The sequence below is a fragment of the Pseudomonadota bacterium genome (assembly GCA_041395565.1).
Taxonomy (GTDB): Bacteria; Pseudomonadota; Gammaproteobacteria; order UBA9214; family UBA9214; genus UBA9214.
In genome coordinates this window covers 378,729-393,365 of the sequence record JAWLAI010000002.1, presented here as the reverse complement: position 1 = coordinate 393,365, position 14,637 = coordinate 378,729, and the positions used below count along the sequence as shown (strand labels likewise).

Annotated in this window: 10 protein-coding genes and 5 tRNA genes; 9 read left to right on the top strand and 6 right to left on the bottom strand. The window is 60.5% G+C overall.

The genetic code is table 11. The features are described from left to right. The 4 genes from pgsA to R3F42_01915 all read left to right on the top strand — a co-directional run bounded on the left by pgsA (window position 1) and on the right by R3F42_01915 (window position 1,187). Entirely contained in the window at window positions 1-588 is a 588-nt protein-coding gene (gene pgsA, locus R3F42_01930) for a CDP-diacylglycerol--glycerol-3-phosphate 3-phosphatidyltransferase (GenBank protein ID MEZ5540780.1), read from the top strand. Window positions 589-627: 39 nt separating this feature from the next. Further along, window positions 628-703 (top strand) — tRNA-Gly (locus R3F42_01925). Window positions 704-765: 62 nt separating this feature from the next. After that, a tRNA-Cys gene (locus tag R3F42_01920) sits at window positions 766-839 on the top strand. Window positions 840-1,100: 261 nt separating this feature from the next. Beyond that, a tRNA-Leu gene (locus R3F42_01915) sits at window positions 1,101-1,187 on the top strand. Between the two features lie 76 nt (window positions 1,188-1,263). Here R3F42_01915 and R3F42_01910 read toward each other — a convergent pair. Both R3F42_01910 and R3F42_01905 read right to left on the bottom strand, forming a co-directional pair. Continuing rightward, window positions 1,264-1,677 carry a hypothetical protein gene (locus R3F42_01910; protein ID MEZ5540779.1) on the bottom strand — a complete coding sequence of 138 codons (414 nt, stop codon included), beginning with the start codon at window positions 1,675-1,677 and terminating at the stop codon, window positions 1,264-1,266. A 6-nt stretch (window positions 1,678-1,683) separates the two neighbouring features. Further along, a complete protein-coding gene (locus tag R3F42_01905) occupies window positions 1,684-2,928 on the bottom strand; it encodes a DNA polymerase IV (GenBank protein MEZ5540778.1) in 1,245 nt (414 codons plus the stop codon). A 108-nt stretch (window positions 2,929-3,036) separates the two neighbouring features. On the opposite strand from R3F42_01905, the gene R3F42_01900 reads away from it, so the two are divergent. From R3F42_01900 to R3F42_01880, 5 genes are all read left to right on the top strand, one after another. Further along, window positions 3,037-4,764, top strand: a complete 1,728-nt coding sequence (locus R3F42_01900) for an ATP-binding protein (GenBank protein ID MEZ5540777.1) — start codon at window positions 3,037-3,039, stop codon at window positions 4,762-4,764. 93 nt (window positions 4,765-4,857) lie between these two features. Beyond that, entirely contained in the window at window positions 4,858-6,267 is a 1,410-nt protein-coding gene (gene gltX, locus R3F42_01895; GenBank protein ID MEZ5540776.1) for a glutamate--tRNA ligase, read from the top strand. 3 nt (window positions 6,268-6,270) lie between these two features. Further along, window positions 6,271-7,959 (top strand): glutamine--tRNA ligase/YqeY domain fusion protein, encoded by a 1,689-nt coding sequence (locus R3F42_01890; GenBank protein ID MEZ5540775.1) that lies wholly within the window; start codon window positions 6,271-6,273, stop codon window positions 7,957-7,959. Window positions 7,960-8,066: 107 nt separating this feature from the next. Then, window positions 8,067-8,142 (top strand) — tRNA-Ala (locus R3F42_01885). A gap of 34 nt (window positions 8,143-8,176) precedes the next feature. Beyond that, window positions 8,177-8,253 (top strand) — tRNA-Glu (locus R3F42_01880). A gap of 432 nt (window positions 8,254-8,685) precedes the next feature. On the opposite strand, the gene R3F42_01875 is transcribed toward R3F42_01880, so the two are convergent. The 4 genes from R3F42_01875 to R3F42_01860 all read right to left on the bottom strand — a co-directional run bounded on the left by R3F42_01875 (window position 8,686) and on the right by R3F42_01860 (window position 14,592). Beyond that, complete coding sequence (locus R3F42_01875; GenBank protein ID MEZ5540774.1) at window positions 8,686-10,017, bottom strand: PilZ domain-containing protein; 1,332 nt, start codon at window positions 10,015-10,017, stop codon at window positions 8,686-8,688. Between the two features lie 188 nt (window positions 10,018-10,205). Further along, the gene (locus tag R3F42_01870; GenBank protein ID MEZ5540773.1) at window positions 10,206-11,375 is read right to left on the bottom strand and encodes a cation:proton antiporter; all 1,170 of its coding nucleotides are present in this window, start codon (window positions 11,373-11,375) and stop codon (window positions 10,206-10,208) included. A gap of 217 nt (window positions 11,376-11,592) precedes the next feature. Then, window positions 11,593-12,261, bottom strand: coding sequence for a response regulator transcription factor (locus tag R3F42_01865; GenBank protein MEZ5540772.1), 669 nt, complete (start codon window positions 12,259-12,261; stop codon window positions 11,593-11,595). A gap of 342 nt (window positions 12,262-12,603) precedes the next feature. Then, window positions 12,604-14,592 carry an EAL domain-containing protein gene (locus R3F42_01860; protein ID MEZ5540771.1) on the bottom strand — a complete coding sequence of 663 codons (1,989 nt, stop codon included), beginning with the start codon at window positions 14,590-14,592 and terminating at the stop codon, window positions 12,604-12,606. Window positions 14,593-14,637: the final 45 nt, after the last annotated feature.

The window sequence follows — 14,637 nt, the reverse complement described above, 5'->3', positions numbered from 1 at the left end:
ATGAAGTGGACATTGCCGAACATACTGACTCTGTTGCGCATTATCCTGATCCCGGTGCTGGTGGTCGTGTTCTATCTGCCCGGCCGTTGGATGCCGTTGCTGTGCGCTGCAGTATTCGGCCTCGCTGCCGTGACCGACTGGCTGGATGGATATCTGGCGCGGCGCCTGAAGCAACAATCGGTCTTCGGCGCATTCCTGGATCCGGTTGCGGACAAGCTGATGGTGGCCGTTGCCTTGGTGCTGCTGGTCGAATCCAATCACGATCTCCTCTTTACCATTCCCGTCGCCATCATCATCGGCCGGGAAATCGCCATCTCGGCGCTGCGCGAGTGGATGTCGGAAATTGGTGCGCGTGCCACGGTTGCCGTGTCGATCATCGGCAAGGTCAAGACCACTGCGCAGATGGTTGCGATCCTGCTGTTGTTGTATGACGCCCCGCTTGGGCCCTTTCCGACGCACGAGGTGGGACTGGTGCTGCTGTACGTGGCTGCCGTCCTGACGCTGTGGTCCATGCTGATCTACATGCGGGCCGCCTGGCCGGTCATCTTCGGCGCTACCGGTGGCTCGAAAGGCGGTAAGGAAGCTTGACAGTACCCTGCCAGTCTATAAAATGGCGGTTTGCCGTGTGCGGGAATAGCTCAGTTGGTAGAGCACAACCTTGCCAAGGTTGGGGTCGCGAGTTCGAATCTCGTTTCCCGCTCCAAATTTCCTCCAACCCCGGTTTCCGGGGTTTTTACTGTCAGGGCGCCGGTTCGCCCGTTCCGTGGCTGGGTGGCAGAGTGGTGATGCAGCGGCCTGCAAAGCCGTGTACGCCGGTTCGATTCCGGCCTCAGCCTCCAAATTTGCCCGTTTCCTCGTGGCGCACCTTGGTGCACAAGTTGCCGGCATCTTCCGGCAGTACGGCTGCCCTGACGCGCGCGTGCAGGCGCTGCCTGCCCTTGGGTTAAGTCCTGCGCGGTGCCGTGCGCGTTTCCGGGTGCAACCCTTTGGGAGGCTGACGGTTTTTGCGCCTGATCGTGTTGCGGTACGCTCCTGTGGTCACGGCTGCGGCCGCGCGGAATTTTGTAATGGGTTCTAGTAGAATCGTCGGGCAAACCTCGGCCCGGGTGGCGAAATTGGTAGACGCAAGGGACTTAAAATCCCTCGGGGGCAACCCCGTGCCGGTTCGACCCCGGCCCCGGGCACCACACCATCCCGTCGCCGACCGGGCCCTCAGGCAGTAATGAATCTGTCACGCGGCAGTGAGCGGGCAGGCTAGCCCGTCTACCGACCGCTCATGATGCGCGGCCAGCGCACATGGATCGCATCGGCGAGCTCCGGTTCGATCGTGACCACATAGATGCGCCGCTCATGCCCGTCGCGTGCCACCAGGCCCTGGATCCATTGCCCACGGGTCAGGTCATACCAGTGGCTGCGGCCTTCGAAATCCTTTTCCATGAAGCTCTTGGCCGGTATCTTGACCGGCATCGGGAACCAGCGATCCCAGCGCCCTGCGTAGATGCTGTCCAGCCGTGCCCAGCCGCCGAGCGGTAGCTTGCCGCTCTGGTCATGCCGTCGCCCCCATGCGAGCAGGATCGTGCCGCCGGTGCGGGTCATGACCGGCAGCTGTGCCTTCGGGTTGGGAAAGTAGCTCCGGATGTCCCGGTCGCAGGCGCTGTAGTAGATGCCGTCACACATCGAGGTTCAGAGGGTCTGGCGGTGTCCGAATGGCTTCCAGGCCGGTGCGATGACATTCGGCATACTGGAGCGGTTAAGCAGGCGGGCAGGGGCCAGTACCAGTTCGCCGTAGCGCCGGTTAACCGCATCCATGACCCGGTTGACCTCGTGCCGTGTCTCGTCCGTGCCGGCAAACAGCTCGAGCTGGCAGCCGGCGGGTGCCGGATCCAGCGCGGTCACCTGCACCTGGTGTACGCCTTCACCGCGCCAGATCTCGTGGATGACCTGGCGGCACAGGGCCATGATGTCCCGGCCGTCGCTGGTCGGCAGCGCGCTGCGCAGCTTGCCGCCGGCCCAGCCGGTGCGGGTACGCAGACCGATAAAAAAGATCTGCGCCTGCAATTGATGGCGTCGCAGGCGTGCGCCGACCTTGGCGCTCATGTGCAGCAGCCAGGTCAGCAACAATTCGCGATCGCGGGTGCCTGGCGGCACGACCTTGCCATGGCCGATGGATTTCGGGGGCGGTACATCGAGCTGCAGGCCGGCCGGATCCTGACCCTGGCACATGTGCCAGATGCGCCGGCCCGGGTTGCCGAAGCGCCGTGCCAGCACGCTGACCGGCAGGCGTCCGACCTCGCCGCAGGTGTATACGCCGTGCCCGGCCAGGAAACCGGCAATGCCTTCGGCGATGCCGCACAGTGCGGTTACCGGCATGTCATACAGGCGCTGGGCCGCTTCCCAGGGTGGGATCACGGTCAGTCCGTCGGGCTTGTCCAGCTTGGCGGCGAACTTGGCGGTGGTCTTGTCACCGCTGACGCCAATCGAGCACAGGACGCCCGAAGCATCGAATACCCTGCGCTTGGCCAGCCAGGCGATCTGCTCCGGGGTGCCGAGTAGGCGCTGGCAGCGGGTGATGTCCAGAAACGCCTCGTCTACGGAAAAGACCTCGATATCCGGCGTGAGGTCCTGCAGTGCCGACATGATTGCGGTGGATGTGGCCGCATAGCGTTCGGGGCGTGCCGGGCACTGGATCAGTTCCGGGCACAGCCGGCGTGCGTGCTTCAGGCGCATGCCGGTCCTGATACCATGGGCGCGGGCCTCGTAGGAGCAGGTGATGATGCAGGTACCCTTGAGGCCGTTGGTAATCGCCACCGGGCGTCCGCGCCACTCGGGGTGATCGCGCTGTTCGACGGATGCGAAAAAGGCGTTCATGTCGACCAGTGCGATAGCGCGTGGCCAGGCGGTGGTATCGGTATAAGGGGCAGGGCTCATATACTGTGATTATATACAGTATTTGGCGGGAGGCGCCCGAATTGTAGTATCCGGGATAATGCAGTATGAACTCTGACGGTGTGTCGGGGGCGGCGGGATGGGGGTGTGATGAAGAGTAAGCGCCTGTTTTTTCTTGGAAGGGGAAGAAATCTTGAGCTTGAGCAGGCGTTTATGCGCTTGCTGCTGGTGGGGTGTGCTGTTTCCTATGGTTTGACAATTAACTCGTTAGATATCTTTGAGCAAGGTCAGCTGAATAAAGTCGTCTTGCTCGGATATATATATTTGGTGGTTTCATGCGCCAGTATAATTCAAGTACTTGTATGGCCTGATGGGAGAAAATGGCGTCATACCGTATACATGGCTTTTGATGTCATAGTAACAAGTATCGTTATGCATGCCTTTGAAGAGTATGGAATCCCATATTTCGTTTTATATCTATGGTTATCTGTGGGTAATGGTTTCAGATATGGTTATCGTGAATTAATCCTATGCGCTGGCATGTCATTAACAGGATTTACCATTGTTTGTTTAACCACTCAGTTTTGGGAAAATGAATTTTTATTGGCTATTACAGGGATGATGTTGCTTTCAGTTATTCCTGTTTACGTTGCTGTCATGCTGAAGCGTCTTCAAGATGCAAAGCAATTAGCAGAGACAGCTAGCAGGGAAAAATCCAGATTTATTGCAAATATCAGTCATGAGATCAGAACGCCACTGAATGCCATCGTGGGTTTCAGCAGCATGATGAACAGGGTTGATGACATCGTGCAGCATCGCCAGATGGCCGTGCGTATCAAGGAAGCATCGGATAGCCTGATGGACCTGATCGAGGGGGTGCTGGATTTCTCCAGGATCGAATCCGGCCACGTTCGCCTGAAGCCGGTGCTGACCGATCTGCGCGGTTTGCTCGGGTCGATCGAAGGCATGTTTTCGCTGCAAACCGAAGGCAAGGGTCTGCACTATTCAACCGTGATCGATCCGCAGGTGCCGGCGCGCATTGTCTGTGACAGGCAGCGGCTGCGGCAGGTACTGGTTAACCTGATCGGCAATGCTGTCAAGTTCACCGAAACGGGAGGCATCGATGTCCTCGCCAGGCTTGAGTGTTCGCCCGATGCCGGGGACAGCCTTCGTTTCGAGGTCATTGATACCGGCATCGGGATCAAGCAGGAGTTTCACGCGCACATATTCGACAGATTTCGCCAGGCCGATGACACGGCGCAGCGGCAGCATGGCGGAACCGGGCTCGGTACGGCGATAGCGAAGAACCTGGTAGAACTGATGGGTGGACGGATCGGTATGGATAGCCGGTACGGATCCGGTAGCCGGTTCTGGTTTACGCTGCCACTCCAGCTGCCGACCGCGCAGCAGCAGGCGCGATATGCTGCCATGACCGAGAACAGACGCAGGTTGCAGGAATTCGGTTCAGGTGCACCTGAGGGCGCCAGCATTCTCATTGCCGAAGACAGTGACATCAATCGCTACGTGTATTCAACCATGTTCGGATATCTTGGTGTCAGTATCGATTTCGCAGAAACAGGTGAGATCGCACTCGCAAAGCTCGGACATTCGGGGTATGACCTGCTGATCGTGGACATGCAGATGCCGGGGATGTCCGGCATCGACATCATAAAGCGGTATTACGCAGCCACGCCGGAATCCAGGAGAATACCCATCGTCATGATCACCGGCGATGCAACTGCGGATGTTGAGCAGAGTTGCGAGCAACTGGGTGTGCAGGCCTTCCTGGCAAAGCCCGTCACGCTGGAGAAACTGCACGAACTGGCTACCGCCTATATTCCCGCCTACGGCGCTGATCTTGCCACCGCCAGGGAGTAAGTCGGCAAGGCGGCGGCGTGAACCGTGCGTGACGCTGTATTATGTTCGACCGCACGGTATAATCCCGCCTCGGATTCCGCATGTGGTTGAAGTATGAGCGTAAAAACACGGTTTGCCCCTAGTCCGACCGGCTATTTGCATGTCGGCGGTGCGCGTACTGCACTGTTCTCCTGGTTGTATGCCCGCAGGCATGGCGGCAGATTCGTTCTGCGCATCGAGGACACCGACCTCGAGCGTTCTACGGAGGATTCGATCAACGCCATACTCGAGGGTATGACCTGGCTCGGGCTGGACTACGACGAAGGTCCCTTCTACCAGACGCACCGGTTCGAGCGCTACAACGAGATTATCGATGACCTCCTGAACAGGGGGCTGGCATATCGCTGTGACTGTTCCCGGGAGCGTCTCGAGGCCCTGCGCGAGTCACAGATGCAGCGCAAGTTCAAGCCCCGTTACGACGGCCATTGCCGCAGCAAGTCGGTTGCGCCGGATCAGCCGCATGTCGTGCGATTCCGCAATCCGGCGGAGGGCGGCGTGGTGGTGGATGATCAGGTGCGCGGCAGGGTGGTATTCGATAACAGCGAGCTCGATGATCTCATCATACGCCGTACCGATGGTTCGCCAACCTATAACCTGACCGTGGTGGTGGACGATATGGACATGGAGATTACCCATGTCATACGCGGCGATGATCATCTGAACAATACCCCGCGGCAGATCAACATACTCCGGGCGCTCGGTGCGCAGCAGCCGGTCTACGCGCACGTGCCCATGATCCTGGGCGATGACGGGGCGCGGCTGTCCAAGCGTCACGGGGCGGTAAGCGTGATGGAATATCGCAACCAGGGAATCCTGCCCGAGGCCCTGCTCAATTATCTGGTGCGGCTGGGCTGGTCGCATGGCGATCGGGAGATTTTCACGATCGAGGAGATGATCGAGCTGTTCGATATCAATGCGGTTAACAAGGCCGCCTCGGCGTTCAATACCGAAAAGCTGCTGTGGCTCAACCAGTGCTACATCAAGGGTTCCGAGCCCGCCCGGATCGCACGTGTGTTGAGTCCGCACATGGGGCAGCGGGGGATTGACCCGGCCTGTGGTCCGGATCTTGTGGCCGTGGCCGAAGTGCAGCGCGAACGAGCCAAGACGCTGGTGGAGATGGCGGAAATCAGCGAGTTCTTCTACCGCGATTTCGAAGCCTACGAGGACGATGCAGCGCGGAAGTTCCTGACTGCCGCGTCCGCTGTACCGCTTGCCAAGCTGCGCGAAGCCCTGGCTGCACTGGCACCATGGGAACCCGATGCGCTACATCAGGTCGTCAAGGATGTTGCGGCGCAGCTGGACCTGAAGCTCGGCAAGGTCGCCCAGCCGCTGCGTGTTGCGGTGGTGGGGCGGGCTGCCTCGCCGGGTATCGACGTGACCCTGCACCTGGTCGGGCGCGAAGCCTGCTTGCGCAGGATCGACAGGGCGTTGAATTACATCTCGCAGCGACGCGACGAGGATTGAAGGATGACAAACCCGGATGCCCCGACCGGCGTCAATTTCATACGCCAGATCATCGATACGGATATCGCGAGCGGCAAGCATGCCGGGCGTGTTGCAACCCGTTTCCCGCCAGAGCCGAACGGCTATCTGCATATCGGTCATGCCAAGTCAATCTGTCTCAATTTCGGCATAGCGCAGGACTATGGTGGTTCCTGCAACCTGCGCTTTGACGATACCAATCCCCATAAGGAGAATATCGAGTATATCGAGGCTATCAAGACGGATGTGCGCTGGCTCGGGTTCGGCTGGGACGGTCTGTATTTTGCGTCGGATTATTTCGAACAACTCCATGAATTCGCGGTAGACCTGATTAAGGCTGGCAAGGCCTACGTCTGCGATCTCAGCGCAGAGCAGATCCGTGAATACCGCGGAACCCTGACCGAGGCCGGCAGGGAAAGCCCATACCGAAACCGCAGCGTGGAAGAGAACCTGGACCTGTTTGCGCGTATGCGTGCCGGCGAGTTCCAGGATGGTGAGCGCGTCCTGCGTGCCAGGATCGACATGGCATCACCGAATATCAATATGCGGGATCCGACCCTGTACCGGATCCGTCACGGCGTCATTCATCACCAGACCGGGGCCGAATGGTGCATCTACCCCATGTACGATTACACCCATCCGATATCGGATGCGCTCGAGGGGATCACCCATTCGATCTGTACGCTGGAATTTGCCGATCACCGTCCCTTGTACGACTGGACGCTCGACAATATCCCGGCACCGTGTCATCCCCAGCAGATAGAGTTCTCCAGACTGAATCTCGAATACACGGTCATGAGCAAGCGCAAGCTTACCGAACTCGTGAGCGAGGGCTACGTGGAAGGCTGGGATGATCCGCGCATGCCGACCATTGCCGGATTGCGCCGGCGTGGCTATACCCCGGACGCTATCCGCGATTTCTGCGCACGCATCGGTGTTAGCAAATCGGAAAACACCGTCGAAATGGGGGTGCTGGAAAACTGCATTCGCGAGGATCTCAATAACAGCGCACCGCGCCGGATGGCCGTGCTGCGCCCGCTGAAAGTCGTCATCACCGATTATCCGCCGGACCGGGTCGAGCATTTCGAGGTCGCCAATCATCCGCAGAATGCATCCATGGGAACCCGGGTGCTGGTGTTTACCGGCGAACTCTATATCGACAGGAGCGACTTCGAGGAAAATCCGCCAAAGGGATTCAAGCGGCTGATACCCGGTGGCGAGGTACGGTTGCGCAATGCCTATGTCATCCGCTGCAACGAGATCATCCGTGATGCACACGGGGAAATCATCGAGCTTCACTGCAGCCACGATGCCGCTACCCTGGGCGCCAACCCGGAAGGACGCAAGGTCAAGGGCGTGATCCACTGGGTATCTGCGAGGTTCGGCGTGACAGCGGAAGTTCGCCTGTACGATCGTTTGTTCAGTCATCCCGTTCCTGATGCGGAGGGCGACTACCGGGCGGCGTTGAATCCTGATTCCCTGCGGACGCTGACCGGATGCGTCGTCGAGGGGGCGCTGGAAAATGCCGTCCCGGGTGAACGTTTCCAGTTCGAGCGGGAAGGCTACTTCTGTGTCGATGCGCTGCATTCGTCCGCACAGGCGCTCATATTCAACCGTACCGTGACCCTGCGTGACTCCTGGGCGAAGATCGAGGAGGCCCAGCGGGAGCGCTAACTCGGAATTGCCACGGTTTCAGCCGGTTATGCCGGGCGCACGACGTATTTCTGCGCGTAATCCCTTGACAGGGCAGGACGTCTAACGTAAATTGCGCGCTTCGTCTCGGGGCCATAGCTCAGCTGGGAGAGCGCTTGCATGGCATGCAAGAGGTCGGCGGTTCGATCCCGCCTGGCTCCACCAATTTCTAACCCGTGCGTGCGGGTTGAGTTTTTTTGTCCCCATCGTCTAGTCGGCCTAGGACACGGCCCTTTCACGGCTGTAACAGGGGTTCGAATCCCCTTGGGGACGCCATTACGCTGGCGGCTGCGACTTCGATCTGCGAAGTTTCCTGCGCCGGACAGGGTTGCCGGCACGCGCGACAAGTCGTCCTGGCGCGCGGCTTAAGACACACTTTTACCAGTTTGCAGGCGGGTATGATCATGTCCCTTTTTGAGAAAACCAGGCATTGCACCAAGCGCCTTCCCTGTCGTTTCAGGCTCGCGTTGATGGTGTTTTCCGTGGCTGTCGCGGTCTCGATTGCACTGGTGCCGACGATGTCCAGTCTTGCGTAGGTGCTGCGGTCACCGCCGCAGGTGCTTAGGCACGTGCGCCGTGCGCATTACTCGGTTTGCTGCACAGCGACTGCAGGCCAGCCGCCGCAGCTAGCCTGCGCGCAGGTGATTGGCGCGCAAACCCGTGATGGCGCGCAGCTGCTGCAGCCTGTATAGGCAGGCGCCGGCGGCACTACTTCTGCCTGAATATCCAGACATCCTTGAGGCCGAGTGCCGTCTTGACGGCGCCCGCCTGTGACTTTGCCTCGGCGGCGCTGGCAAAGCCGGTGATCTGCAGGCGCCAGTACTGCCTGCCGTTTACACTGGCGCTGTTCAGCTCGGTATTGAACCGGGCCGCGGCGCCACTTTCCTTGCTGAATCGCTCCACGTATGCCTTGTCGGTGGATGAGATGAGATTGATGACCCATGGCGCGTCAGGCGACGGTGCTGACTTTTCCACGGGCGCCGGGGTGTTGTTGTCCGTACTGGTCTTCGCCGCGGCGGTCGGTGGGACCGCGTCGGCCTTGACAGCCGGCACCTCTGCCTGCGCCTTGGGCTGCACTGGCCGGTCGCTGCGTGTGGCTTGGGAACCCGGCTGCGCCGTTACGGGGCGAGCTGCCGGTTCCGGCGTCGCTACAGCACCACTGCCGGTGGCCGGTGCCGATTGGGCGGCGGGAGTCTGGGTAGAGCCGATTGCCGCTGTCTGGACATCCGGTGCGGGTTTGCCGGCCGGCGTGGCGGACTTGACCGTGGCCTGATCCGCGAACGGATTGCCAGCTTTCTGCAGGCGTTCATGCAGTGGCGTGGTGATGGTGCCGGTGCGGCCGGGACCCAGTCGTTCCTCCAAACCCAGGATTGCATCGACGATCGCCGTCATGCGGGCGTTGAGCGAGGCGTATCTGCCTTCCTGCAGGCTGGCGCTGAAGACACGGTTCTGCAATTCGGAGAGTTCATTGGCCTGGCGCTCGCTGATCGTCTCCAGGGTGGTGATGCGACTGTCGATACTGGCCGTGTAGACGTAGCCACCGGTGATTACGCAAACGGCAAACAGCGTCGCCAGTACCACGGCGTAAAAAGGGCGGCTGTTCTGTTTCGGTACCTGCTTGGCTGCAGGTGATTGCTCAACACCGGCGACTCCGGTGCCGGTCTTGTTGCCCGCGACCCGCCGATCCAACCGGCCCAGTGCCGCCTCTAGCTTGTGCTGTTCGCTGGCACGGTAGGTTTCGATCAGATCAACCAGCGGCGGATCGGGCTTGTGGAACTCTACGTCGATCGTGTTCGCGGCCACGTGGCGTACCCAGGACGGGATAGTCAGTTTCTTCTGTTTGCCCTCGTGCTGGATGGTAAGGTGAACGTCGACACTGTCACCTTCCTTGAACGTCAGCAGACGCCCGTCGGCATGACACTGCAGCTGCATGCCGTTCTGGCTGACGTTCATGACGCGGCAGCCCTTCGGCACCGTCTTTTCGCCGATGACCAGGGCATTGATATTGACAGGAGTGCGAGCTTGACGTCTGCGTTCCACGGTTTCGCTTGCTGATCTACGCATACTGGCAGCCGATCCGATAGGTTGTGCCCGGGCGACCAGCTGGGCCCGGATTGAGGTGAACTATACGATCATTGCGGCAATTCGTCCATGCCTGTGGCGGCGATGGCCGCGTCCGGGGACGCAGGCACGCCAGCGGTAAGATGCCGGGTCAGCAGCCGCCAGATTCAGTCGCGGCGCAGCCTGGCGTTGACGGCGATCGGGGTCGGGTAGTTCAGCATAATCAGATAGGACGAAGCGACGAACGTGAGCAGCGTAGTGGTCTGGATGAGATAGGACGCACGGCTGCCAATGGCATCCGCGTTCAGGGCCAGGACCGCGATCATGAGCGAGAATTCGCTGACCTGGCCGAGCCGGAAACCGGCCTCCAGCGCAAGTTTGCGCTGCTCCCCGGAGTAGCGCAGCAGCTGCGCGAACACCAGGGGTTTGATGGCAAGCACCACGGTGGCGATGGCCAGCGCGGGAACGAAGATATCAGCCAGGATGGTGAGGTTGAAGCTGGCACCGAGCGAAAAGAAGAACATGATCAGGAAAAAGTCGCGTAACGGGCGGAAGCTCTCGGCAATGAACAGCGAGAGCGGATTGGCGGCGAGCGCGACACCGGCTATGAACGCCCCAGTCTCGTATGAAAGTCCGGCTGCTTCCGCGAGCTGGGCTATCCCCAGGCACCAGCCGATCGCGGTCAGGAAGACGTATTCCTGGATGGTGTCGAACCTGCGCATGAGCGGTTGCAGAACGTGGCGCTCGATGATGAAGGCAGCGGCTATCAGCAGGGGTATCACGAGCGCCAGACTGCCGATCCGCTGCCACTGGATGGATGCCTGCGAATAGCCTTCCAGGAATACCAGGATCAGGATTGCCAGAATGTCCTGCAACAACAGGATACTGACCATGACCTGTCCCATGTGACGATGATGCAGGGCTGTGGTGGGCAGCAGCTTCAGCCCGATGATGGTACTGGAGAACATGGTGACGGCACCTATGATCAGGCTCTCGAAGGTGCTGAACCCGAATGCCCTGCCAAGGAGGAAGCCGATCACGCAGAAGGCGAGCGAGCTGGCCACGGTAACGAGCAGGGCTTCCCTGAACATGCGCACCAGCTGGGATGGCTGCAGATTCAGACCCAGCAGGAACAGCAGGAAGATGATGCCGATATGTCCGATCTGCTGTATCACCGAGGCGTCGGTTACCAGGCGCAGGCCCCAGGGGCCGGCAATAACACCCAGCAGGATATAGGCAACCAGCAATGACTGCCTCGCGAACAGGGCGACGGCGGCCAGTACTGCAGCCCCCGTGAAGATGAGGAAGATCGAAAAAATGATCGAGTGATCAGGCATGCCTTATCGTAAGGCCGAGTTGCGGGAAAATAAAGAATCCGCGATGCTGCGGCTACAGTTGTGCTTAGCGGGACGGATTTTCGTCCATGCAGACCAAGGCCGATAATCGTGCCGGGTTCCTCGGTGTCTCGGCAGCTTGGATTGGCGACCTGGCGAGGGTCCGAACAGCAGCCGAATCTGGATGGCTGCGCTGTCTGGCCAGCTGCGCTGACAGGCGTCAGCTGATCTCGTTGAAGAACAGTGCGAGATTGAGCCGGTTTTCGATGTCCAGCTTGCGGAAGATGGCGCTGAGATGCGCCTTGACCGTGCGTTCGGAAATGTCGAGTTCACGCGCAATCATCTTGTTGTTGCCGCCCAGGTGAACCATGCGTGCAACCTGCAACTCGCGTGGCGTCAGTGAGCTGATCAAGGTGTTGTTGGCAGTGTTATCCGCTGCCGTCATCGAACCTTCATTTGCCAGTTCGCTGATCATGCGGGATATCAGTTTCCTGGGTATCCAGTATTCCCCGTCGAGCAGTTGCGCCACGGCACGGACGAGCAGGGCGGGCGTGATGTCATCCCTACAGAATCCCCGGGCACCGGCCTTGAACAGGCTGCGCTGGTCGACCATACGGTCGGTTGCGTTCTCGATTACGACCACATGGTTGCCGGCCAGTTTTTTCAGCAGACCGGTCAGCTCGGGTGTGGTGTTTTGCCGGCAGACCAGCGGATCGACGAAGATCAGGACCGGCTTGCTGCCGGCGATACATGCGTGCATCGCCGGGAGCGTATTCGAAAGCTGGACGGCATGGTTCTTTTGCAGTACAGCCGAATAGCGTTCCGTGACGTCACCGTCACGGCTGACTATCAGAATGTAATTGCTGTCCGCTGAAGTTTTCGCCGTCATTGAGTCAGCCTGCCGTCTGCCGATGTCTCACTCTGGTTCCCGGGGCCGGTACGGCGGTCGCTACGGCGGGTCGTTGTGCGCCCGCCGGTCCGCTCGGTGTCTTACCTGCCACTCACGCAGCAGCTGTCTGCCCCCCCGTGGCGCGGGCGGAAAGTCCTGCCGCTGCCACCTGTTAGGGTATCGGCACGGGTGGGGACGGGTTTAGGGTGAAGTTGACTGCGCCCGCCGGGCATGATCAGACCTGTGGGGCGGCGGCGGTGGATCTTGCGATCTGCCCTGTAGCCGTCCTGTCGGTATCGGGCCCGTTCCGGCTGCAGCCCTGCCTTGACCCGTAGACCCGGCTCAGCTGCGCTGGCTCTTGCTCTCTGCCGAGCGCACCGGCTCGGGCCTGCCGGTAAGATGTCCCTGCAGGCCGTCGATATTGAGCCCTGCCAGGGTTTCCCGCTCGGCGGGCGATTCTACCGACTGCGCGATGACCCTGATATCGAGACTGTGCAAGGTATCGGTGAGCGCCTGGACAAAGAACTGGTTGTCGCTGTTGCTGTTGATGTCGCGAATGTAGCTGCTGTCGATCTTCACGTAACTGACCGGCATGCTGCGGAGATAGCCGAAGGAGGCGAAACCCCTGCCAAAATGGTCGATACCGCACCCGCATCCCAGCGCTTTCAGGCGCTCAACCAGGCTTTGTGCGTTGCGCGTGTTCGCGAGTGCCGCATGTTCGGGAAACTCGATCAGGACACGCGGCGCCTGTTCGGGTATCTGCGCGAGCGTGCTGCACAGCCATTGAATGAACACCGTGTCGTGCAATGAAGTCGAGGACAGGTTGATCGCAAACGGAGCCGTGCCCTCGGCATCCCGTGCCAGGTGTTCGAGCAGGCGAGTGATGGTCAGCTTGTCGAGCTGGCTCGCCAGACCAAAGCGCTCCGCCAGTGGCATGAAAATGCCGGCATTGACGCCGTGGGCACTGTGGTCGTCTATGCGTGCATAGACCTCCCGGTGCAGCAGCGTGCCGGACCGTCCCGCAGCTTCGCAAACCGGTTGCAGGTACAGGACAATGGTGCCACGGTCGATGACGCCTCGCAGTCGCCGGCGCCAGCTCTCCATGGTGTGCACGTCAGGCTGGTTGGCGGCGACCGGCTGGTAGCGTTGCCAGGTGTTCTGACCGCTGGCCTGGGCAGCGCGCAGTGCCATATCTGCCTCGGACAGCACGTCCTGAGGGTTCTTCCCATGACGCCACATCGCTATGCCGATATGGCCGATGTCATTGGACGTGGCAAGGCCATCGGCACGTAACTGTAACAGGTCGCGACAGAGTGTGGCGGCCAGGGCATCGGCGCTGCCGGGCGGCAGGCCGCTGGCGACTATACCGAAAGCGGCGCCGGATATGCGTGCTACAAAGCTGTTCTCGAGATAGGCGAGCTGCGCCTGGATCAGTTCGCCCGTCCGCTGCAGCAGCATGTCACCAGCGGTATAGCCGGTGCGTTCATTCACGCGTGCTAAGTCACGCAGTTCCAGTACCAGCAGCGTGCCCTGCGTGATTTCATCCCTGGCGTCCAGCAGGGCGGCAAGCTGGCGATCGAAGTACCGCCGGTTGCCGAGTCCCGTCACCGGGTCGCGGTAGGCCTGTTCCCGCAGCCGCTCCGTCAGCGCGGACTGCTCGCTGAAGATCTTGCCCACCTTCTCGGACAGCAGGTTCATTGCCTGCACGACGCTGCGCAGTTCGGGCGTGCGCGGCAGGTGCCGCTGGATCATGTACGAATTGTTGCGGATGGCGTCGGCTTGTGTCTTGACCCGTGCGAGTGGGCGCAACAGGACCCTGACGGCCGCGGTCGCCAGACCCAGGCTGAGCACGGCGAGTGCGAGATACATGGCCAGGTTGTCCAGCGTAGTGGACCACAGGCGGTCGTAGGCCCGCCCCGTGTTGCTGGTGACGGAGATCACGCCGGCCTGGTTCCAGCCGGACATGACCAAGGCCTCTTTGCCGGGCACTTCCAGGGGGAACGCCCGGACGAACCATGCGGGGGCCGAGCCGTTATCGGGCGGGACGCTTTTTTCCAGCACGGTTGCTCCGTCAGTGCCGGTAAGCACGATCCTGCGGTACTCGCCACGATCGAATACTGCCCCGATCATGGCGGTTATGACCGGGATATCCGGCGGTGACATGTGCGGCGAGAGCGACAGGCCGAGCGAGGTGGCGGTGTCGCGCGCGTGGGACTCGAGCTGGTCCTGCATGAAGCTGCGCAGGTTTTGCGTGCTGATGACAACCGTCCCGAGAAAGGCGGCCAGCAGCACCAGCAGTATGCCTGATGAGAGTTGTTTGTAGAGGCTCATCTCATTCCAGCGTCCGTCACGCCGCAGTAGCCGCCAGGGGGCTAG